The sequence below is a fragment of the Leptotrichia sp. oral taxon 879 str. F0557 genome (assembly GCF_000469385.1).
In the GTDB taxonomy this organism is placed as follows: Bacteria; Fusobacteriota; Fusobacteriia; order Fusobacteriales; family Leptotrichiaceae; genus Leptotrichia; species Leptotrichia mesophila.
This window is the reverse complement of sequence record NZ_KI271291.1, coordinates 32170-55771: the sequence shown is the minus strand read 5'-3', so window position 1 is coordinate 55771 and position 23602 is coordinate 32170. Positions and strand designations below refer to the sequence as shown.

Annotated in this window: 18 protein-coding genes; 1 reads left to right on the top strand and 17 read right to left on the bottom strand. The window is 29.6% G+C overall.

Features of this window, described 5'->3' with window-relative positions; genetic code table 11:
• Positions 1-21: 21 nt before the first annotated feature.
• The 14 genes from HMPREF1552_RS01995 to HMPREF1552_RS01930 all read right to left on the bottom strand — a co-directional run bounded on the left by HMPREF1552_RS01995 (position 22) and on the right by HMPREF1552_RS01930 (position 18994).
• A complete protein-coding gene (locus tag HMPREF1552_RS01995) occupies positions 22-1323 on the bottom strand; it encodes an alpha/beta hydrolase-fold protein (protein WP_021743372.1) in 1302 nt (433 codons plus the stop codon).
• 125 nt (positions 1324-1448) lie between these two features.
• On the bottom strand, positions 1449-4658 hold the full coding sequence (gene mfd, locus HMPREF1552_RS01990; protein WP_021743371.1) for a transcription-repair coupling factor: 3210 nt from the start codon (positions 4656-4658) through the stop codon (positions 1449-1451).
• Between the two features lie 17 nt (positions 4659-4675).
• Complete coding sequence (locus HMPREF1552_RS01985; RefSeq protein WP_021743370.1) at positions 4676-5710, bottom strand: RnfABCDGE type electron transport complex subunit D; 1035 nt, start codon at positions 5708-5710, stop codon at positions 4676-4678.
• 91 nt (positions 5711-5801) lie between these two features.
• Positions 5802-6407, bottom strand: coding sequence for a hypothetical protein (locus HMPREF1552_RS01980; RefSeq protein ID WP_021743369.1), 606 nt, complete (start codon positions 6405-6407; stop codon positions 5802-5804).
• A gap of 72 nt (positions 6408-6479) precedes the next feature.
• Positions 6480-8237 carry an ABC transporter ATP-binding protein gene (locus tag HMPREF1552_RS01975; RefSeq protein WP_021743368.1) on the bottom strand — a complete coding sequence of 586 codons (1758 nt, stop codon included), beginning with the start codon at positions 8235-8237 and terminating at the stop codon, positions 6480-6482.
• Between the two features lie 44 nt (positions 8238-8281).
• Positions 8282-9349, bottom strand: a complete 1068-nt coding sequence (locus HMPREF1552_RS01970; RefSeq protein ID WP_021743367.1) for a polysaccharide deacetylase family protein — start codon at positions 9347-9349, stop codon at positions 8282-8284.
• Positions 9350-9672: 323 nt separating this feature from the next.
• The gene (locus HMPREF1552_RS01965) at positions 9673-10407 is read right to left on the bottom strand and encodes a glycosyltransferase (protein ID WP_021743366.1); all 735 of its coding nucleotides are present in this window, start codon (positions 10405-10407) and stop codon (positions 9673-9675) included.
• Positions 10379-11935, bottom strand: a complete 1557-nt coding sequence (locus HMPREF1552_RS01960) for a glycosyltransferase (protein ID WP_039900969.1) — start codon at positions 11933-11935, stop codon at positions 10379-10381. Before HMPREF1552_RS01960 ends, HMPREF1552_RS01965 begins: the two co-directional genes overlap by 29 nt.
• 31 nt (positions 11936-11966) lie before the next feature.
• A complete protein-coding gene (locus HMPREF1552_RS01955; RefSeq protein WP_021743364.1) occupies positions 11967-13061 on the bottom strand; it encodes a glycosyltransferase family 9 protein in 1095 nt (364 codons plus the stop codon).
• Between the two features lie 140 nt (positions 13062-13201).
• On the bottom strand, positions 13202-14161 hold the full coding sequence (locus tag HMPREF1552_RS01950) for a glycosyltransferase family 9 protein (RefSeq protein WP_231370728.1): 960 nt from the start codon (positions 14159-14161) through the stop codon (positions 13202-13204).
• 158 nt (positions 14162-14319) lie between these two features.
• Positions 14320-15483 carry a glycosyltransferase gene (locus tag HMPREF1552_RS01945; RefSeq protein WP_021743362.1) on the bottom strand — a complete coding sequence of 388 codons (1164 nt, stop codon included), beginning with the start codon at positions 15481-15483 and terminating at the stop codon, positions 14320-14322.
• Between the two features lie 143 nt (positions 15484-15626).
• A complete protein-coding gene (locus tag HMPREF1552_RS01940) occupies positions 15627-16637 on the bottom strand; it encodes a capsular polysaccharide synthesis protein (protein ID WP_039901003.1) in 1011 nt (336 codons plus the stop codon).
• Between the two features lie 7 nt (positions 16638-16644).
• Positions 16645-17931, bottom strand: a complete 1287-nt coding sequence (locus tag HMPREF1552_RS01935; RefSeq protein WP_021743360.1) for an O-antigen ligase — start codon at positions 17929-17931, stop codon at positions 16645-16647.
• 46 nt (positions 17932-17977) lie between these two features.
• A complete protein-coding gene (locus HMPREF1552_RS01930; protein ID WP_021743359.1) occupies positions 17978-18994 on the bottom strand; it encodes a glycosyltransferase family 9 protein in 1017 nt (338 codons plus the stop codon).
• Positions 18995-19208: 214 nt separating this feature from the next.
• On the opposite strand from HMPREF1552_RS01930, the gene HMPREF1552_RS01925 reads away from it, so the two are divergent.
• The gene (locus tag HMPREF1552_RS01925; protein ID WP_021743358.1) at positions 19209-19883 is read left to right on the top strand and encodes a hypothetical protein; all 675 of its coding nucleotides are present in this window, start codon (positions 19209-19211) and stop codon (positions 19881-19883) included.
• A 69-nt stretch (positions 19884-19952) separates the two neighbouring features.
• Here the strand turns inward: HMPREF1552_RS01925 and HMPREF1552_RS01920 are convergent, their stop codons facing one another.
• From HMPREF1552_RS01920 to HMPREF1552_RS12875, 3 genes are read right to left on the bottom strand one after another with little or no spacing between them, the layout of a single operon-like run.
• Positions 19953-20714, bottom strand: a complete 762-nt coding sequence (locus HMPREF1552_RS01920; RefSeq protein ID WP_021743357.1) for a hypothetical protein — start codon at positions 20712-20714, stop codon at positions 19953-19955.
• Between the two features lie 41 nt (positions 20715-20755).
• Positions 20756-23320 (bottom strand): DNA gyrase subunit A, encoded by a 2565-nt coding sequence (gyrA, locus tag HMPREF1552_RS01915; RefSeq protein ID WP_196808110.1) that lies wholly within the window; start codon positions 23318-23320, stop codon positions 20756-20758.
• Positions 23275-23409, bottom strand: a complete 135-nt coding sequence (locus HMPREF1552_RS12875; RefSeq protein WP_255349259.1) for a hypothetical protein — start codon at positions 23407-23409, stop codon at positions 23275-23277. Before HMPREF1552_RS12875 ends, gyrA begins: the two co-directional genes overlap by 46 nt.
• Positions 23410-23602: the final 193 nt, after the last annotated feature.

Below are 23602 nucleotides of genomic sequence, written 5' to 3'. Positions count from 1 at the left end.
TTTAAAATTCTTTAACGCTGTTCACTGCTTCGTTTGAGAAAACATCCAGTCTTTAATGCCAGGTATGCTATAAGCTACTTTCCAAGTTCCTGAATGTTCAGAGCCTGGATTGGCATCTTTTGGCAAGTATGGATTTGTCCCTTTTTCAAGTGTTGTATATTTTATATTTGATTTTTGTGCGGCAAGTATTCTTGTACTTTCTAGAAACTGTCCTTCTGTATAGTCAGCCTTCCATGTTTCTTTTGTCACAGTTCCTCCCATTTTTGTAAGTTCATTTGTTATGGCATTCATTCCAGGATAAGCTTTTGCATCTCCCGTAGAAACTAAAATCCATAAGTTATTTTTTGCCATTGGCGCGGTTTCCTTGTCATCCCATTGGCATGCGACTAGATATGAAGCGGCAAACAAATCAGGATATTTGGAATTCATAACAATTGCCATCATTCCACCCATTGACTGTCCAGTGGCGTAAATTCTCTTAGTATCAATGTTATATCTGGAAGGAAGATATTCTCTTACTAGATTGACAGTTGCTTCCAGATCACTTGTAATATCACCATTGTCATCAACAACTTGTCTAGAATATTGTGGAGCTAGTACAAATGCCTCATGTTTTGCCTGTTCTTCAGGTGTCGCAAAAGAAATTGCTCCATTTCCCTGTAGAAGTGTAGTTTTCGTATCTTCACTTAAAACACCCATGTCGTGCATAAACAGTACAAGTGGATATTTTTTATTTCTGTCATAATTTTTTGGAATATATAAATTATATTTAACACTTGTTCCAGTTCTTGGATCTTTAAATACAAATTGCTTAAAATTTTCTACAACTAAATTTTTTGTTTTGTTATTTTCAAATATTGCAATGCTTTTTTCCATTTTTTTTCCATTTGTGAATAAAATATCTTCTTTTTGTGTTATTTTGGAAGTTGCCTTTCTCATTTGAAAACCTATTTCAGCTCCGCCTTCTATACGCAAAGAAGCTTCCTTGTCTTTTGGATTTAGTTCAATAATTATATATTTTCCATCTTTAACAATATTTGTTTTTTCAGGCTGAGTATTTGAATAAACTCTTTCCACAGTTCTGCCTGATACGGCGAAGGTATCCCTTGAAAGCTGTGAATTTACTACTTTTTCATTAAATTCTATAATAATATGTGTAATCTGCTGTCCATTTCCAAAGACTTCTGTTACAGATGTTACATTTTTTATTCCTTTTGGATATTTTATCTTTTCTGTTTTTAATGTAGTGGTAGTTTCTGCTGAAATAATACCAGTTGACAATAACATACCAAATATTGCTAGAAATAATAATACTTTTTTCATATACACTTTCTCCTTCTCAATTTTTATTCAATTAAATAAACCCTTTTATAAATTTTACCACAATTTTTATATATTTCAAAATTTTAAAATAAAAACTAATTTCTGTTTATGAATACCTTTTGAATTTATTCCACAACAGTTAAAAAATCTGATTTTCTTACTTTCATTACAACAAGATTATCAACTGTATCCTCCTCTTTATTTTTCCCTTTCGGACTTACTGCATCAATAGTTTTTACAACTTTCTTCATTTCAAATTTTTCATTTAATTCTGCCTGCTCTTTCTGTGCATTTTCCAAAAAGTACAGTTCAAAATAATTTCTTGTTTCAAAAATTCTCTGAATTTTATGTTTTTCAGCAAATAATTTTAATTTAATGCTTAAAATAAATTTTTTCATCTGCTCTGGAATTTTCCCGAACCTATCTCTCACTTCATCCAGCAGTTCCGTCAATTCGTCATTTGTTTCCAGCATTGCAAAACGTTTATAGATATTCAGTCTCTCATTCTTTTCAATATATGTTTCTGGAATAAATCCTCTTTCATCCAGAATAATTTCCACATTTTCAATTTTTTCGATAAACTCGCCCTTTTGCTTACGAATTTCCTCATTTAGCATTTTTATATATAAATCATATCCAAAAGTTTCAATCGTTCCGTGCTGCTTATCTCCCAAAATTTCGCCAGCACCACGTATTTTCAAGTCTTCCATCGAAATTTGAAAACCGCCTGATTTTATACCTTCCACCTTTAGCATGCTTTCTTCCTTCTGTCGCCCCTGCTTTGTAATATTTCTCGTTTTTAATAAATAACAGTAACCTTGTCTGTTGCTACGTCCTACACGCCCTTTTAGCTGGTAAACTTGAGATAATCCCAAGCCAGTAAAGTTTTCAATCAGGATGGTATTGGCATTTCCCACGTCAATTCCATTTTCAATGATTGTTGAAGCAATTAGAATGTCAAACTGCCCGTTTTCAAAACGCAATAACTTATCCTTAATTTCCTTTGGCGGAAGCTGCCCATTTATAAATTCGATTTTTACAAAGTCTGGAAGCATTTCCTTCAGTTCCTTCAATTTTTCCTTCATATTTTTTACATCATTATAAATATAGAAAACTTGCCCATCACGTGACAGTTCACGCAGTATCGCCATTTTTATTGTTTCCTCATCCCAATCGAGAATATCTGTTATAATAGGAAGTCTGTTCGTTGGCGGAGTGTCAATTATGGAAATTTCACGGATTCCAAGCATCGCAAGGTTTAGAGTACGTGGAATCGGAGTCGCAGTTAATGTCAGCACATCCAGCTTTTCCCTTTGAGATTTTAACTTTTCTTTAGCCTTAACTCCAAATTTCTGCTCCTCATCAATAATTAAAAGCCCTAAGTTCTTAAACTGCACGTCATCACTTAGAAGCCTGTGAGTTCCAATAACTAAGTCAATAATTCCACTTTTCAGATTTTTTAAAATGTCCTTTGATTTATTTTTTGTAAGCCGTGATAAATTCTCAATTGTAATCGGATAATTTTCAAATCTTCTTTTAAACCGCTCAAAATGCTGTTCTGCAAGTACGGTAGTTGGAGCCACCATAACAACCTGCTTTCCATTGTCAATCGCTTTAAATGCGGCTCTCATTGCAACTTCCGTTTTCCCATATCCAACATCTCCACAGACAATCCTGTCCATTATTTGCGGACTTTCCATATCCTTTTTCACATCATTTATGGCATTTCTCTGATCTTCTGTTTCCTCAAATGGAAAATTTGCTTCAAATTCCTCCTGCCATACAGTATCCTTCTGATATACAAAACCATTCTGACTTTGCCGTCGTGCCTGTATTTTGATAAGTTCTGCCGCAAATTTCTGAATATCTTCTTCGAGTTTTTTCCTTTTTCGCTTGAATCCACGTGTTCCTAGCCTGAATAATTGCGGTTCCGTATCATTTGACACATATTTTTCAAGTCTGTCCAGCTTTTCCACAGGAATATACAAAATATCCTCATCAGCATACTTGATTTTCAAATAATCCCGCTCTTCCATTGTCTGAATTCCTTTATAAATTCCAACACCATATTGAACGTGGATTACATAGTCACCTTCGATTATCTGATTGACTTTTTTATATTTTATAGCTTTTGCTGTTTTTTTCTTTCGCTCGTAAATATATCCGTCAAGCTCCCTGTCTGTAAGCACAATAAAATTATTTTTTCTATTTTTAGTATCTAGATTTTCTGAACTGTCATTAAAGATAAATCCTTCAAACAGCTCATATTTTTCAATTTCCAGATTGTTTTCCTTTTCAGTCAGAATTTGTCCAAATTCAGCCATTTTCTTCTCATAGTTATTCGTAAAAATATAAACATCTTCAATTTTTGACAATTTTTCAAGCCTATTTTTATCCCTGAAAGTCTCAATCTGTTCCTGCGAGAAATTTTTAGTCTGCACAAAAATACTTTTTTTCTTCAGATTTTCATATCTTTTTCGATAAATTTCCTCACGGCTTCTGTCAAGCAAAATAAACTCTTCCATTTTATAGTCCAGCAATTCCTCATTTTCAACAACAATCGTTACGTCTTCTGCCCTTAATTCATCAATAAGCTCTATCAATTCATAATTATTTCCAGAAAGCAAATTTCCAAAAACTTTTATTTCTTCCACCTTTTCCACAGAAATCTGGCTATCAATATCAAAAACTCTTATACTTTCCAGTTCATCACCAAAAAACTCGAGTCTAACAGGATGTTCCAAATCTGGCGGGAAAATATCAAGAATATCCCCACGTCTGCTGTACTGCCCCTTTTTTTCAATCAAATATGAATTTTCATACCCATTTTCCACAAGAAATTCTACAATTTTCGTAAAACTATATTCTTTTCCAATCTCAAAAGAAAAAAACTTAACTTTTTCAAAAAAAATATCCAAAGTAATCTGTAAATTTACAAATAAAATAAATTTTTCCTGATTTTTTAAAATATCCAGCAGTCTTATATTTATTCCTGTAATATCTTCCTTATTTTGTGAGATATTTTCAAAAATATCAATTATTTTTTTATCTTCCAGTTTATTTTTACTTTCTTTAATATTTTTTTTATCAGTTTTAGATTTTTTCATTAAAATATCTTTTTGTTTTTCTGACATTTCATAGTAATTTTCCAGCATTGCATGATAATTTTCCAAATTTCTGTTGGATGTGGAAATATAAATTATCTTTTTCTTTTCCGAACATAATAAAAACCACGGAATTGCACCGCGGTAAAAATTATTTTCAGATTGTAAAATATCTATTTTTTTATCTTTTATTTTTTCTATTTTATCTAAAAAACTTAAGTTAAAGTTCATAAAAAGCCTTCCCTTTTTTATCTGTTGTTATATAATCGCCATATTCCGTATACAACATAAATATAAACAATATATGGAATAAATCCATAAGTATGCAGGTAAGATGTTGCAAATACAATTAAAACTACAATAATTGCAAAACCAATCCCTTGTATTATTTCAGCAAAAGAAACAGATTCAACACCAAATACATTTGGCTTGAATATTGTATTTATAGGTTTTGTGAAAGGATTTAAAATTAATACGGAATAAATAATTGCTTCAGTATGAATTCCTAAAAACCAGAATATTATTGTAGAAAGTCCAGCTAAAAATCCAAAAAATACTTTTCCAAGTCCATGTCTAGGGGTAGTAAAGCTATCTGTTAATACAAAAATTCCCATAAAAATAATTTCTCCAAGAGTAGTTACTACATTAATATTATAAGCTGCTGTAATATAGTATCCAAAGAAGATTGTAACAAAGAATGATACAGGAATATGCCATGTTATCTTTGTTCTAAAGATTAGATATATTGCTCCTATAACCATGGCAACTATTGAAAGTTCACCAATAATCCCTCTATCTACTAGAATAAATGAAGCTAATCCTGTCATGTTCTGCCCTGAAATTTTTAACACTTCTGAATTAGTCCACGCTTGTGAATTTGGAGCTAAAATAGCTGGGAAAAACGTCAATACGAATAATTTTCCTAATATTACTGGATTAAAAATCTTTTTATCTGTCCCTCTATATACAGCTTTTCCAAATAATGTCGCTGTCCCTCCTGCAAATGCTGCTACATAAAGTGGAGTAAATGGAGCAAGAACAAGCCCTGTCAAAGCTCCTATTGTAATTCCCGAAAGATCCTTTAATGTTCCTTTATTTTTCTGTATTATTAATGAAAATATTATGTCTACCGCTTCTGAAGCTCCTACTGCTGATAAAATTACTAGAAGTGGTGTTGTTTCATAAATAAAGAATGCAACAAACAACATAGGAAGCAGAGACACTAAAATATCTATATTTGTCTTTGTTATATTTTCCTGTAATTCCTTTTTCTTTCTAAACATATTAAAATTTCACTACCTTTCTTTTATAATTTAATTTTATTTTTGCTTAACCCCAGTAAAAAGTTGTTAGACAAACTTCTGATATAATTGTCTATTCTGACGAGCTTGAATCTCCACCACCAGACGATGAACCTCCGGAATTATTTCCTCCTCCGCTACTTCCGCTTCCAGATCCGCTACTGCTTCCTCCGGTTGATTTCGGAGCAGAATCTTGTGATTTAACTTTTGATGGTTTTTCCTGTGGCGCTACTTCCGCAGAAGAATTATTGTTTTTTAGACGGCTATGTTTAGGTACTTTATACAAGCCATTATTATTTTTTCTATTTTTTTTGTTACCTCTTTTTCCATTAAGTCCGTTTTCATTTGGTACACCTGGCATTTGATTTTGTGCATTTGGATCAGTTACTACAGGCTGTTGTGGTGCTGCTTGTTGTTGCGGCATATTTGGTGCAGGCTGCTGAGGCTGTGCAGGATTTACTACTGCGGTAGGTTGCTGTTGCGTAGGCTGCTGTTTTGAATCATTCTTCTTGGCATCAGTTTTATCATCTTTTTTAACTTCTTTTATTTTGTCACCAACTTTTTTGGTTTCATCTCCCAGTTGTTTAATTATATTTTTGGGATTTTTTGAATCTTGACTTCCAAATGCCACTAATACAACTGACAATAGGAATAAAATGACACTTTTGACTTGCTTCATATTTCTTTCTCCTAACTTTTTATTTATTTAAATAAGATATAATTTATATAAATGAATCACAATAATTTTTTGTTAATTTTTATTAGAAATATCAAAGTTTTTATTATATAACGCTTTGTAAATTCCATTTTTGCTTATTAATTCATTATGATTTCCTACCTCTTTTATTTCTCCTTTTTGTATTACCACTATTTTATTACTATTTTCGATTGTTGTCAACCTATGAGCGATAATAAATGTAGTTTTTCCTTTCATAAGTTTTTCAAGTGCGTCCTGAACTAGCTTTTCAGATTCATTATCAAGAGCTGAAGTCGCTTCATCCAAAATTAATATTTGAGGGTTTTCTAAGATTGCACGTGCAATTGCAATTCTTTGTTTCTGTCCACCTGACAATTTTACTCCACGTTCTCCAATTTCTGTATCATATCCATCAGGCAGATTTTCAATAAATTCATGTGCATTAGCTTGAATAGCAGCTTTTATAATTTCTTCTTTGGTGGCGTCCTGGCGGCCATATCTTATGTTACTAAGAATTGTTCCTGCGAATAGGAACGTCTCCTGTGGCACAATTCCTATCGCTTTTCTAAGGCTTTTAATATCATAATTTCTGATGTCGATTCCATCAATCTTTATTGAACCATCCGATACATCAAAAAATCTTGGTATTAAATTTACAAGTGTGGATTTTCCACCACCTGAATTTCCGACAAAAGCTACAGTTTCTCCTTTTTTTACATTTAAATTGATATTTTTTAATATTTTTTCAGGATTATCTTTATAATGAAAATCTACATTTTCAAAGTTTATATTATCTGCAAAATATTTAAATTTCACACAGTCTGGTCGATTCACAATACTTGGAATTTCTTCCAGAATTTCAGAAACTCTTGTAATTGAGGATAAATTTACATTTATTGCATTAAATCTTGTTATGGCGCGTCTTGCAGGTGTGTACATTGATGAGATAGCACCTATTATTGTAATAAAGTCTCCAGGCGTAAAACTTTTTGCCCTCAAAACACGATATCCACTAAACATTAATAGAAGTGCTATTATTATATAATTTAAAGCTTCCATAATGGAGTTAGCTTTTGCATTGTATCTAGCAGATCTTACAGCAATTTTTTTTAAATTATTATTTTTTTTCTTAAAATTATTTATTTCATACTCTTCTGTAGCAAATGCCCGTATAATCCTAATTCCTGACAATGTTTCCTGTAATTTGGAATTTAGTCCATCTAATGCTTCTTGACGCTGTTTTCCTGAACGTTTTAGTCTTTTTGCATATCTTCTTACTGTAATTACAAGGATTGGAGTAACAATCATAACTCCTAAAGTCAAATCAAAATCTATGTAAAATGCTATTCCTAAAAAAAATATCACTTTTATTATTTCAGAAATCATATCAAAAATTTCTAATATAATAGAATTTATGTTACTAGGATCTGTCATTACACGTGTCATTATATCTCCTATTTTTTTGCTTGAAAAATATTCTATATCTAAAGTCTGTATTTTATTATAAATATCAGTAACTATATCCTTATAGATAGAAGATGAGATTACAGTTGAAAAAATTGTATTCCAATACATAAGAACTGCACCAATTACTGCAAGCATTATCATTGCTCCTGCCGCATACAAAATATCCTTTTCGCTTTTTCCCGCAATACCCCTATCAAATAACCTTTTTACCAAAGCTATTGGAGCCGAAGAAACAAGAGATGATATTGTTGCAAGTAAAAGATTTAGTATGATTAATATATAATATTTTTTTATATATTTTTTTAATTTTTGAATTACTCCAAAATCTAGTTCTATTTTTTTCATATATTTACCTTTCGTATAATTATTGTTTTAACACCTCTCCACAGTTATTTTTTTATGAAAATTTTTTGTAATTTTCTATAATATGGACTGCTTCCATCAGTCAGTTCATTTTTAAATTCATCAAAACTTTCAAAATCGTCTCCACTTACACGATAAATCCAGTTTTTATTAAGTTTCAATGAATTTACACCTTTTCTTGTAGTAATAAATACATCAACTCCCAATTTTCTTATATCTTCTCGGTTCCCTTTGTATCGGTGACCCCAAGGATATGCAAGGCAATCTGGAGTTTTTCCAAGTTTTTCTTCAATAATTTTTTTATTTTCCAGAATTTCAAATTCTACAATCTTTCTAAACTCTTCTTCACTAACTTTATCAAAAAATTCTTTTTGATTTTCTTTAAATAATTTATTTAAAAATTCTTTTTTTTCTTTTTCTGGTTTATTATTTTTTTGAAGTTCTGCGATATTTCGATATTTTTCTACAAAATCTTTCTTTGGTTTGTATCCAGGAATTGAAATTTTACTTCTTAATTTAAATACTGGAAGTCCATTTAATTTTTCCATATCTTTTTTTTCATCATAATTTCCTTCAAAAAATAAATTATAGCTTTCTCTTTTGAAGTATGACGAACTTTCATTATCATAAAAAGCAAGCACTTCAATATCCTTTACTGTTAACTGATGAGAATGTGTGTGAAGCTGAAAATCAACCAGTCCGCTTTCATACATTTCTCTTATTTCATCCCAGTTTAAATACGCTTCATCTTTTTCAATAAATTTTGTATTCAAAAATATTGTAGCTTTCATATTATACTTTTTCAAAATTGGAAAAGCTAAAGTGTAATTATTTTTATAACCATCATCAAAAGTTATTAATATTGAATTTTGTGGCAATGTATAATTTAATCCCTTTAGTTCCTCCATTTTAAAAGTTTTTTTATCTTTTATCCATTTTATATGTTCTTCAAATTCATCTACAAAAATTCCACCTTTTCCTTTTTCACTGTCAACACTATGATACATAAGACATAAAACAAAATTTTTTCTAGTTTTGTTATAAATGACAAATATAAAAAATAGTAGAATTATTATTAAAAATAAATATATCATTTTTCCATCCTTTATTTACAAATAGTAAAATTATTCTAAATACTGAAAAATAATTACTTTAGTAAATATTTTTTATTTTAATAGATATTAATTTTATACTTCAACATAAATTAAAGGTTTTTATATTTATTCTTTTTAATTTTATATTATTTTAAAAACAAATTCAAAAATTATAAATATTTAAGCCAAACCTAAGATTGTTTGATATACAAGTTTGATATTAAATGTAAAATGGAATTATTATAACCATTTATATCTATATTTTATACGAAACATAAAAAAATAACAACTAAAAAATAAGAAAAATATTCATTAAAATATAATTATAATTTTCCTTTCAACTTTAAGATTTTTGCTCTGATTTTTTTTATAAATCTATCAATTTTAAAGCTTAATACAGTATTTTTACGATTTTTACTAAAATGAACGTGTCTTTTATTTCCAATATGTGTTACATATGGTTCCTTAAAAAATACTGTTTTAAACCCATGTTCTTTATAAAAATCAGATAAAGCTTCCTCATATCTCTGATTTTCCAATTTTTCGTGAAGCCCAAATAAGTCCATATCTTTTTTTCTTCTTAAGGCTGGATTATAAGTAAATATTTCACCTTTTACACTATAATATTTTTCGCCATTTTTTGAAATATAGTCTTCGTCATAAAAAAAATCTTTTGCAAAATCTTTTTTATCACGTAGTCCAACAACTAGAATTTTTTCATCTTCCTCCATCAGTTCCATTGATTTTTCAATAAAACCTTTTTTCAAAAATTTCCAGTCATCTTCACAGTGAAAAATATACTTAGTATCAACCTCACGGTAAGCCTTATCAATTGACTTTAATTGCCCCAGCCGTGTTTCATTAACTATAAGCTTGAAATTATTATTTTTATCGTTATATTTTGAAATTAATCTCTCCAATTTTTTCCCTTCAGTACTGTCTTCTGTAATTATTATCTTTTTAATTGGATAAGTATTGCATTCAAAAAAGCTGTCAAGCGTTTCTTCCAGCAGATCGAATCTTCCACAGCTAGTTATTACCAGCGTTACTTCTTTCATATCTATCAAGCCCTTTCTTAGCTTTTGTTTTTTTATTCTCTATTGCATTTGCCAAATATTCATCATTTTTTTTCAACCTGCTTCTGTCATTTTCATTATGATATAAATGGCAAGTCAAAGCCTCAAACTTGAGTTTTTTCTTTTTACATCCAATATTAAACAGCCTTACAGCAAGTTCACTATCCTCTCTTCCCCAGCCTTCTATTTCTTCTTCAAAACCATTTACTCTAATTAAATCATCTTTAAAGAAGGACATGTTGCAAGATCTTACTCCACGTAAATTTCTATCTACTTTTGTAAAAATTTTTGAAAGAAGTTTGCTTCTTACCATATTCATATTGTTTCTAAGTCCTTTTGTAAAAAGATTTATTTTTTTGCCTTCCATTATTTTCTTTGCCACAGCTGGTGAAGTTATAACTCGTGAACCTTGAATAAAACAACCTCTTTCCATATTTTTTATATGGTCTTCAACAAAATGCCTATTTAATATCAAATCACCATCAATTATTATTATATAATTACCTGTTGCCTTGCTTATCGCCCTATTTCTAGACATTCCAGCACGAAATCCCTTATCTTCCTGCCACGAATGAATAATATTGCTTTGAGGATAACTTTGCTGAAATCTTTTTACTAAATCTATTGTTTCCTGCTTTGAGCCATCATCAGCAATTATAATTTCCTTCGGTGTAACAGTTTGATCTAATACACTATTTAAACAAGCTTCCAAAGCTTTTGGCCAATTGTATGTAGTAATAACAAGGGAAGTATCGTTTCCTAAGTTATTATAATATTCTTCACGTAATTTTGTATATTTTGTCATTGTATAGATGGAACTATATTTAGCAAGCAAATACCCTTCATAGCCATCCAGAAACCCCAGTTGCAAAATATACATCTTTATAAACCTGAACAGCATTTTGGAATATATTTTTATAAAACTTGGGTTTTTACCTTTTTTTATATATTCTTTAGCACTTTGGGAAGTATATCTATTTAATTTTTCAAGGAACTCTTCTATACTATCGTAAGTATAGTGGATTATCATTTCCTTTATTTTTTTTATTTGACTATCAGTTTGATATTGTTCATGAACTTCACGGCTATTTATTTTTACTTTTCCATTTTTCCATAACCTGATTACATAGTCATCCCATCCGCCAAATTTTATTTCTTTTTTAAAAGCTATATTTCGCAGTTTAATTTTGTAAACATCACCTGATGGATTTTCACTGTTTATAATTGATTTTATTTTTTCCTTCAGTTGTGGCGATATTACTTCGTCAGCATCTATTAACAAAATCCATTCACTCTTGCATTTTTTTAAAACAGCATTTTTTTGAGGACCGTATCCTTTCCACTTTTCTACAAAAACTTTTGCTCCCTTCGCAAGTGCAATTTCCACAGTTCTGTCGTTACTTCCGCTGTCTACAACTATTACTTCATCAGCTATTTCTCTTACTGAATCTAAAGTTTTCCCAATTCTGTTTTCCTCATTAAAAGTTATTATTCCTACGGATAATTTCATCAGCATTCTCCTATTTCATATTTTTTAATTTCTAAACAGCAGGCAAAGCATTCTTTTGACATAATTCATCAAACATTTTTTCAAAATTTACATCATTAATACGATTTTCAGGATAATCAATTAATATATTGCCTTCTTCCTTTATACGCCATTTATTTTTATTGATCTTTGGACCATAAAAAGCCATTATTTTCTTATCCAGCCCTTCAGCAATATGTAAAATCGAAGTATCAAGCGACACTACTAAGTCACTGCTATTAATTATTGATATAGAATCCAAGATTGTTTTAGATTTTTCAAAAAATAAAATATTTTTATTATCCGTTTTTTTTAGGATATTATGTATTGTTTCCCTGTCATTTGGTGAATCTAGAATTATAATTGTGTAATCCTTGTACATTTCTCCCAATCTTTTTATTATAATAAGTGCATTTTCCTCGTTTATCTTTCTTCCTCTTGATGCTCCAAAAAAGTTTAATGCTATTATTTTATCTTTCACATTATTTTCTTCAAGAAATTTGGCTACATTTTTTTCAGATTCTTCGGAAACAGGAACATCATATTTTGTGTCTTTTATTTCAATATTTACACTTTCCACCATTTGCTTATAAATTTGAATCATTTTTAAAGTGTTATTCTGCTTTATGTTTTTATTGTAAATATGGTATCCATCCTTGTTGTATCCAACGTTTACGGTTGCATTTACCCTGTTTAGAAGGTAAACTTGCTTGTATTTTAGCCCTTCAGTTGAATCAAAAAGGACATCATAGTTATTTTTCCCAAGTGTTTTTGCAATACTTCTCCACTCCTGCATCTTTTTCCTGTCAAGAATGTAATATTTATTAATGTTTTTGTTTAGCTTTAACAAATTTTCGAGGGATTTATCTGCAACAACATCAATTTTTATGTTGGGATAATTTTTTCTTATTTCCCTAAAGATGAAGGAGCTTATTATGTAATCTCCAATTTTTCCATCTGTTCTTAGAAATAAAATACGCTTTATATTTGAAGGTATAAGATTAATATTCTTTTTCTTTTTATCAAATATGTGACTTAGCATCTTATTTTTTTTGTCCACCAATTTATCCCTATATGGTCTATAAAATTTCCAGTTTATTTTATTCATTCCTTTTATTCCTTATACAGATATATTTATTTACGTTAGTTTGAGGATAACGTATAATTCCTTTGTAGTTTTGTATTATATCCAAGCTTTATTCATATTTATTAAGAAATATTAAAGTTTGAATAGATGTTTAAATAAATTTATTTAGTTTCAGATATTTTTTCAATTTGAGTATTTAACCATTGTATTGGTTTTGATAGTGAAAAATTATAGGTCTGATTATGGTTCCCAGCAGTTCTTGAAATTGTTTGGAGACTATCGGCAGTTGTTTTAGGAGACCACCTGCATAAATTATATTTATTATTTGCATAAAAGCTAAGTAACGGCTTGTTTAATGAAGTTGCTATATGAATGCCTCCTCCATCAACTCCTACAACTATATCAGATGTAGCCATAAACAAAACATATTTTCTAATATCAAATTGTGGCGATAAGGAAATATCAAGTTTCTTGTTTACTAGAGGCTTTAGCTTTTTAAAGTATTCATCACTTCCGTTTGTATTGCCCATAATAATCTTTACCTTTTTCATTTTCTCTTCAGAAATGTTATTGAGAAGCTGTGAAACTTCGCCAGGATTCATCTCTCTATCGCTTCCCTGTGGAACTAATAGAATTTTTACTTTTTTATATGAATTTTCTAAACTGAAATTCCAAAATTCTTCCATTTTATTAATGTCCTGCTGTAAAAGTTCAATATGTGGCTTTTGCTTTTCTATCTTAAAATATTTTGAAAATTCTGAATCAATTAAATAATCTATAATATGAGTTTCCATTGGAGGAGTACAATCAAAGTCATAGTTTTTTAGAATTTCTTTATTGTAGTGATGTCCTTCATAATTTTCTCCAAAAATTATTGTAATTTTCGGATTCAATATTTTTTTCCAAATCATTCTTTTCGTATTTTCCTTGCTTAGAAAGTCCAGTAATACATCCCATTTTTTAGAATTTCTAAGTACATCTTTACGGTTTACGATAACATCAATTATATGTTCGTTCTCATTACTTAATTTGGCAAATTCTATATTTCTGTCTGTTACGACCATTCCAAGCTTAATATCAGGATATATTTTTCTTAATTGTCTGGCATAGGAAAAAGACATTAAAGTATCTCCAATTGAATCTTTTGGATTAAGAAGAATGGTTCTTATGTTTTTTAAATTGATATCCTTATGCTTTTTTTTAGTGCCAAACAGCCATATTATTATCTTGGATTTTATACTGTTTATTATACTCATGTGAACCCTTTCTTTACATTAAATTATAAATAGTTATTAATATTTTTTAGAGTTTTTATATTTTCTATTAATTTTTTGAGTTTTTCTCTATTATTTTTCATTGAAAAATCATCAGCTCTAACTAATGATATTTTTCTATAATTTTTATATTTTTCATCATCATTCATCAATTCGCAAACTTTTTCTACGAATACATCTTTATCGTTTAAAGGAATCAGTTTCCCATATTCACTATTTTTTCCTAATATATCTTTTGGTCCAGTAGGGCAGTCATATGCCACAACAGGTGTTCCAAAAGCAAGGCTTTCCAGCAATACAGTTGGCAAACCTTCATATTTTGCAGTATGTACAAATAATTTAGCATTTTTAAAAAATGGATACGGATTTTCAATTTGTCCGAGCAAAATTACATCGTTTTCTAGCTTATATTCTTTAATTTTTTGTTTAATCAGCTCCACTTTTTCACCATTTCCAATGAAATAAAGCTTCTCTTTTATTCCACGCTGTTTTAATTTATAGTAAATATCGACAAGATGTTCAGGCTGCTTTTGTTCTGTCAAACGTGAAACTTGCAGGAAATAGTCCTGCTCTAAATAATTTTCATACTTTTTATCAATATTTTCAGCTTTTTTACGAATAGCTTCCAAATCTATCGGATTGTAGACAAGTTCCACTTTGTTTTTATCCATTCCTAAAATTTCCAAAAATTCATCTCTCATTGTATCACAGATTACCAGTATCTTATCATATTTTTTATATTGTTTTCTATATTTTTCTATTTTGTCTGCACTTAGTTTCTCTCCAAAAGTAAGTGAGAAATGAATCCAGGCAAATACTGGAACTTTTATATCAAAATTATTATATTTCAATAAATTTGAAGAATAATCTATAATAACATCATATTTATTTTCTTTTATTATTTTTTCAACCTTTTTCAAATAAGTTGTCTTTGCCCTTATCCGATAAATTTCTTTAATAAGTTTATTTTTGCCATTATAGTTATCAAATAAGAATTTATAATTTACCTTTTCAGGAATTTCATTTTCAAATAAGTTATTTTCTCCATGATTCCAAGTTATAAGTAAATCAACATCGTAATTCAGTTCCACCAGGTTTTTTAAAACGCTAAGTAAAACCCTTTCTTCGCCACCCATACTAAGATGTCCGTGCAATACCAATACTTTCATTTTTTCCCCATTCTTAATTACTATAAAAATCTTCTTTTTTATATTAATCTACAATACTCTAAAAATTTAAAATTTATATTATTATAAATTTTTCAAAAGAAATATTGTAAAAAACATTATTTTAATCACTTTATACAGCTATTTTAGTCTATTTCATACATTTTTTTAAAATGTTCCAGAAAACTTCCTGCTGTATCCCGTTTTCCAGCGTCAATTTTATATGTAAGTTTGTGAATATTGATTCTTTTAGTTATTTCATCCAGCTTTTGCTGTGAAAATTTATCAAACCAGACTCTTATCATTTCGTGTGTCAATGTATCTGAGACAACTTTACATTTTTTATCTTTGTAATAATTTTCGATTAACTCAGTATACAACACTTGAAAGAAAAAGTAGTTTGGAGCTAAATCGTTATACTTCCAAAAGATTAGCAGCATATCTAGCAAAACTTTCAATACTTCATTGTTTTTCTTTGCAAAAATTACGCTATTTAATACTCTGACTTTCATTTCTTCATTCCACGAAAAATAAAAATCATCATATTCTTCCCAGTCTTTTTTCTCTTCTAAACTAAGGCTGTCATCTCTTTGGAACATAAAATAGTCCATTTCAAAATATTCCTGTGGCAAATAGTCTGTAAGCAAGATTGTCGCATCAATCCACACTCCACCATAGTTAATTAGCAAAGCGAGTCTTATTATATCTGTAAAATGTGCAAAATTTATTTTTTTGGCTTCAAGCTTTTGTAAAATATATTCTGGTATTTCAAGATAATCGTTTATATTATTCATATCCAAGTGTATTACTGTGTAGTCCTTTTTATATTTTTGTACAGATTTATAGCTTATCTTCACTACATCAGGCAATTTTTCAAAATCCCATCCTTGTCCCCAGAACTGCCATATAATTTTTTCATTCTCAAATGATTTTTTAGGCTTAATTTGCTCTGCTTTGATACCTTTTGTAAAATATTCATTTAAAAGCTCATTCCAGTCTTCTCCAACCATTTTTTGAGTTATAAGGTAAACTCTGTTTTGGATTTTATTAAATAATTTTTTTGGCATCATTTCCTTGTATATATATTTATATGGTTTTTGCCTTAACTTTTTGTTAAGCCTATCAAGTTTTGAAATATTAAATTTGTAATTATTCATTCTCATCTTATCCCTTTTCCAGTTTTATTTTTTCTCTCCATAGATAATTCAGTAAAAACAACAATATTACTGAAGTTATAATCATATATTTATTATTTAGGTTTATATCAGTAATCCCTTGTATTGCCCATGCCGCAAGAGCCGCTTTTGTACCAATTTCAAGAGCAACTAGCCTGCTATCAATATTTTCCTTATTTTTAGAAAAGTTTATAGAGGCTGCCTTCATGAAAGTACTTACAAAAAATATCACAAAGAACAGAATTCCCACAATTCCAAAATCCAGCAGGAACTGAAGATAAGTACTGTGTGTATGCACATAATAAATCGGCCACTCGCTTAGCTTATCAAGAAAATTTTGATGGACATAATTGCTAACACCAGTTTTTTTGTAATATTCAAGATTAAATTCTTTCCTATCTTCCCATTGCCAGCCCAGTATAGGTTTTTGTCTAAAGGCCTCAAGTCCTGTTTTCCAAAAGATGACTCTCAGGTTGCTGGAAGGATCTTTTTCATAATTTACAATATACTGTAGTCTATCTGTAATTGAGTTTGGAAGAACGAAGTATCCGCCTAAACAGATAAGGATTGCAGCTAGAACATATTTTTTCTTTTTTTTGAATATAATGTAGAAAACTGTTGGTAATAGACAGATATATACCATTTTCGATCTGTTTACAATAACCAGGAAAAATGTTAATGTTGTCATTATAAATAAAAAGATTTTTATTATTTTATTCTTTTTATTATTTTCATTTTTATAGAAAAATAAAAAAGACATCAGAAATAGCAAAATTATACACATTATATTTGCAAAATCCTGGACAGTCAAAATAGCAGTAATTCTTGGATAATACATGCCTACTGGATTTGCCCATTCTTTATAGTCTTTTATAAAATTGAAAGTAGCAAGAATCATAACTATTACGGCACTAAAAAGCGTAGCTTTTAGAAGAATCATAACTTTTTTCATATCCTTTACAAAAAAGATAAATGGAAAGAAAATAAGATAACGAAGAATATAGTTATCTAGACGAGTATCTATTCCGCCATCAAAATATGCTATTATAAATGGAACAAAAATAAAAAGCAGCAATTCTATTGAAAATTCAATATCCAGAGATTTAAATAGCGTTTTCCTATTTTCTCTTGAAATCATGGCAATTATAAATATTAATGACAAGACACGTATTGCAACATTGTTTTCAAATTTTTCTGATAAAAATAAGGCCATTCCCACTAATATACAAAAAATAAATCCTATCCTATTTATAATTAAATTAATTTTTTTATTCATAATATAAGTTCTCTTTCTTTTTTATTTTTAAAATGATAACTTTATCTTAAATCCGATTCATAATTTCTTTAAAGACTCTATCCACACTAATTAAAGGAATTCCTTTATAGTAGTCTTTTTTATATTCGTGTCTTTTCTCAGGAATTTTCACAATGTTATTTTCATAAAATTCATTATCCTCAATAACATTACTTTTTTCAGTATACGGAAAAAAACCCAAATCTCGTTTTCCTGGACCAAAAATCCCAATCACAAACGGTTTTTCAAATCCACTTGCAATATGAATTGGAGAACTGTCATTTCCAACGACAATATTTGCCTTTGAAATCAAAGCTCCAAATTCTACAAGATTAATTTCTCCACGAAAATCAATAACATTTTTATCATTTGGGAAATTTAGAGATAATTTTTTTTCGGCTTTTGAGCCAGTTATACCAATAAAATAATTTTTATTTTTTTTCAATCTTTCAATAATCTCACGATATTTTTCTATTGGCCACATTTTTTCTGCTCTTTGGCTACCTGGTGCAACTAATATGAGTTTTTGTCCCTCATTTCCAAAGTAGCCGTGATGTTCCAGAATTTTATTAATTTTAGTAAAATTTTCTTTTGCAGGATAAATTCTAATTGGAATTTTTTCTCCTTTATATTCCACTAAATCAAGCAATCTTTCCACTTCATGCTTTTTCATATCATAATGAACTTTCTTATTTAGCAGGAATGAGCCTGTCGCTACATCAAATCCTACAATATTAGGAATTTTTGCTAATTTTGCAAGTAATATGGATTTTATAAATCTATGTGGAATTACCGCATAGTCGTATTTTTTTTGTTTTAAAATCTTTAGAACTCTCAAAAAACCTTTTATCCCTTTATCTTGCCCTTTTTTGTCATAAAGAATTATTTCATTTAAATTTGGATTGTTACTTATCACACTTTTATTTGTCGGCAATGTCAAATAATCAATTTCTGATTCAGGATACATGTCCTTTAACCTTTGTATCAAAGGCGTAGACAATACAATATCTCCAATAAATGCTGTATGTATTACCAATATTTTCATTTCTTCTCCTTTTTCAAAACCCCATTAATCCAAAATCTTCTAAAACATCCTATTTTTAAGCTTTTTTATAAATATTTCATTTATCTTTATATACAGAGTTATTATACCATATTTTAGTATTTTTTTACATAGGTTAACAGGTATATTGAAATAAAAAATATAATATGTTAGAATTGTCAAAAGAAAATAAAAATTAGATAAAGGAAAAAAGAAAATGCAGGAAACTAAAAATTTAAATATAGATAATGAAAAAAATTTTTTTTATAAAACTTATGAATACAAAAATACAAAAGCTCTAAAAATATTTTTGGGATTTACAAGGGAAAAAGGAAAAAATTCTTTCGAAATTGCAAAACACTTAAAAAATGATTTTCCAGAACTTAATTTCATGAAGATAACAGAATATAAAGTTATAAAATATACTCCCTTTCACATAAAGATAGAAACTGTATCAGAAAATATAAATAAGACATTTAACAGTAACTTTATATCTTATTACAATTATCTAATCGAAAAAAATGATTTTCGTCTTACGTATAAAACACTTGATTTATGGCTTAATTTTGAAAAAAATTTTTTTGAAAAGGAATATTATCATATGGATTTTAGTTTAGGAAATTTTTTTATAGATAAAGAAAATGGTAAAATTGCCTTTATTGATTTTGACGATATTGTAAGAAAGCCGCCCTTTTTTAGAAAACGTCTCTATTTGACAAAATCCATCAGAAGTTTTGAAGGCTCAATGAAATTCTTTTTATCGGTAAAAAACTTTTCAAAGGAAGAGAATCACAAGATTATTGATAGACTAGAAGAGATTAAAAAGCAGTATGGCGTTGTTTCGAGAAAAAAAGATTTGGAAATGACTAAAAAAATTTTAAATAGAAAATAAAAAATATACTCAGACAGCGTCAGAAAGTTGCCTGAGTATTTTTGTTAAATATTCTTAAATTTTATGAGATTATACTATAAAAATCGGCTTTTGAAGATTTTCTAGTATTCTAACTCCCAGTTTACCAGTAATTCTTTCCACCATTACTGTGTATCTCAAATCACCCATTAAGACTAGGTCATAGTTTTGTGCTTCATTCATAATTGTCTTGAATGTATCTCCTTTTTTGTGGATAAGGTTGTAATTGTCCCCAAAACGTTCAGCTAGGCTATTTTCATCCTCTTCTTCAACATTTACACGTAATACATCCACTTTTTGCTCCCCAAATATATGGAAGAAAGTAAATAATGTTTTATTTGCATTATAAGCTCCATCGTCAAGCAGCATTAAATTTTCTAATTTGAAATCTTCCACATTTGGTAAAATAATTAATGGTTTGAAAATACTTCTTAAAATTTCCTTTAGTACTGAAGTTACTTTTTCACTTTTTACAAGAACAAGCAAATCATATTTTTTTAACTCTTCCAGTACAATTTCAGATGTCTCTCCGTCTTTTGTGTAAAAGTTCGAAATATCAGAAGTCATTTTTTCCTTTAATTTTTTTACAGTTTTTTCCTCAAGTTCCCTGTATTCCTTAAAAGCGTAATTTGCTCCAATATTTAGTCCCATTCCTTCGATACTTACAGGAAATACCTCATATTTCAAGACATCCTTAATATAAATAACGTCAACATCAGCGTTATATTTTTGCTTGAAAACTTTTGCAAAATTAACCAATGGCTGTATTTCGTTTTCCGCCGTAACTAAAAATAATGCTTTTTTTTGTAACATTTTAACCACTTCCTTCTATATGATAATTTTTTTTATCCTATTTATTGTTCATCTTCACTCAATTCAGGCTCTTCTGTAATTTTTACCACTGAAGCAATTTTTTCATTATTTCTAACTTTCATTATTCGCACACCAGATGCCGAACGCCCTATTACCGACACGTTATTAACGCTCGTTCTAATCAATGTTCCTTCTGACGTAATAAGCATAATCTCATCATTTTGTGTTACAATTTTTACATCTACGATTTTTCCAGTTTTATCATTAAGTTTTGCATTGATAATTCCTTTTCCTCCTCTAGATGTAAGTCTATATTCTAATAACTTAGTACGTTTTCCATATCCTTCCTCAGTTATTGTAAGAATTCTCATTTCATCATTATTCATTTCTGAATTAATAATTGCAGCACCTACAATTTTGTCCTTATCTCTAAGAGTTATACCTTTTACTCCTGCTGCCCCAGTTCCCATACTTCTTACATCTTTTTCAGAGAATCTAATCGCAATACCGTTTCTTGTAGCGGCAAATACTTCATCCTCGCCAGTTCCGCTTGTAAGCCCAATATACATAACTTCATCGTCATCATTTAACTTAATTGCACGTTTTCCAGCTTTTTTAATATTGTCAAACAATGTAAGTTCAGATTTTTTAACAACTCCGTTTCGTGTTACAAAGAATAAGTTTTTATTTTTTTCAAATTCCCGAACTCTTATTATTGTGCTGACTTTTTCATCAGTATCTAGATTTATAATGTTTCCAATCAGTTTTCCACGTGCCTGTTTTCCAGTTTCAGGGATTTCGTACACTTTTATGCTGAATACTTTTCCTTTTGTTGTGAAAATAAGCAATGTGTCAAGAGTTTTTGCTATATACATATCTTTTACTACATCGTCTTCTATTGTATTTGTAGCATTTACACCGATTCCACCACGTTTTTGAGAACGGTAAGTGTCGATTGCTACACGTTTTACGTAACCTTTTTCTGTAAGTGTTACAACAACTTCTTCGTCCTTAATTAAGTCTTCTATGCTAATTTCGGCTCTTGCATTTCTGATTTCAGTTCTACGTTCATCACCAAAATCTTCTTTTAATTTAAGTGCCTCCTCTTTAATTATACCATATATTTTTAAATCGTCAGATAAAATTCCAGTTAATTCTTCAATTAATAGCATAAGTTCGTTATATTCCTGATTAATTTTATCTCTTTCAAGTCCAGTAAGCCTTTGCAATCTCATATCCAGAATTGCTTTTGCCTGAATTTCTGAGAATCCAAATTTTGCAATTAATTCAGTTCGTGCAACATTTGCATCCTTTGAAGCACGTATAATTCTAATTACTTCCTCAATGTTATCAAGTGCAATTTTGAATCCTTCCAAAATATGAGCTCTATTTTTAGCCTTTTTCAACTCGAATTCAGTTCTTCTTGTAATTACTTCAAATCTATGTTCTAGATATTTTTGAAGAACCTGCTTTAAATTCAACACTCTTGGTGCATTATCCACAAGTGCAAGCATAATTACACCAAATGTATTTTGCAAATCGGTAAACTTATAAAGACTGTTCAGAATTAATTCACTTTCTTCACCTTTTTTCAGTTCAATTACAATTCTAATACCATCCCTGTCAGTTTCATCCCGCAAATCAGATATTCCAGTAATTTTCTTCTGTCTTACCAAATCAGCAATTTTTTCAATAAGTCTGGCTTTATTTACCTGATATGGTAATTCTGTAACAATAATTGACTCTTTTCCAGTTTTTGAAGTTTCAACTTCCACACGTCCTGCAACTCTTAGCTTTCCACGTCCAGTTCTATACGCATCATAAATCCCTTGTTTTCCGTTAATTATACCTCCAGTTGGAAAATCTGGACCTTTTATGTATGTAATCAGTTCATCAATTGAAATTTCAGGATTATCAATCAATGCGACAATTCCATCAACGACTTCTCCTAGATTATGTGGCGGAATATTTGTAGCCATTCCGACAGCAATACCATTTGCTCCATTTAGCAGTAAATTTGGAAGTTTAGCAGGCAGTACAACTGGCTCGTCCAAACTTTCATCAAAGTTTTTACGATAGTCTATTGTATCCTTGTTAATATCCGCAAGCAGCTCTTCAGTAATTTTAGCCATTCTAGCTTCCGTATACCGCATTGCCGCCGCTTCATCCCCATCAATCGAACCAAAGTTCCCATGTCCGTCAATAAGTTCATATCTCATATTAAAGTCCTGTGCCATTCTAACCATAGCACCATAAACCGAAGAATCTCCATGTGGATGGTATTTCCCCAGTACATCCCCGACAATCCTTGCCGATTTTTTAAACGGAGTCTTGTGGCTCATTCCCATTTCACTCATGGAAAACAAAATTCTTCTATGCACAGGTTTTAATCCATCACGCACATCAGGCAACGCACGGCTAACAATTACACTCATCGAATAATCCAAATAAGCCGCCTTTATCTCATCCTCAATATAAACATTAGATTCATTTGATAAATCCGTAGCCTTAGGCAATCCCTCCACAATGATTTCCCTATCATCGTTCTCATCCATTTCTGTTATCTCTTCTTCTCTTTCATCGTCATCTCTAAAATCGTCTGACATCCTGCACCTCTTTTCTTCTCTTTCTTTACAATCCATCTTCTTAAAATTACACAATTTAATACTAAACTGCTTTTAAATAACGAAATCATTACAAACCTTCCTAATAAAGAGAATAAACCTAATATTTTTAAAAATAATTTAAGATATAAATTTCATTTTTTAAACAGAGTTTAGTATAAATAACCCGTCGGAGCATTTTTATGCACTGGCAAAGCTGTTTGAGTATAGCGAGTTTTTTGTCAGTGCATAAAAATGTCGTAGACTAGCCATAGGTTGTAGGAT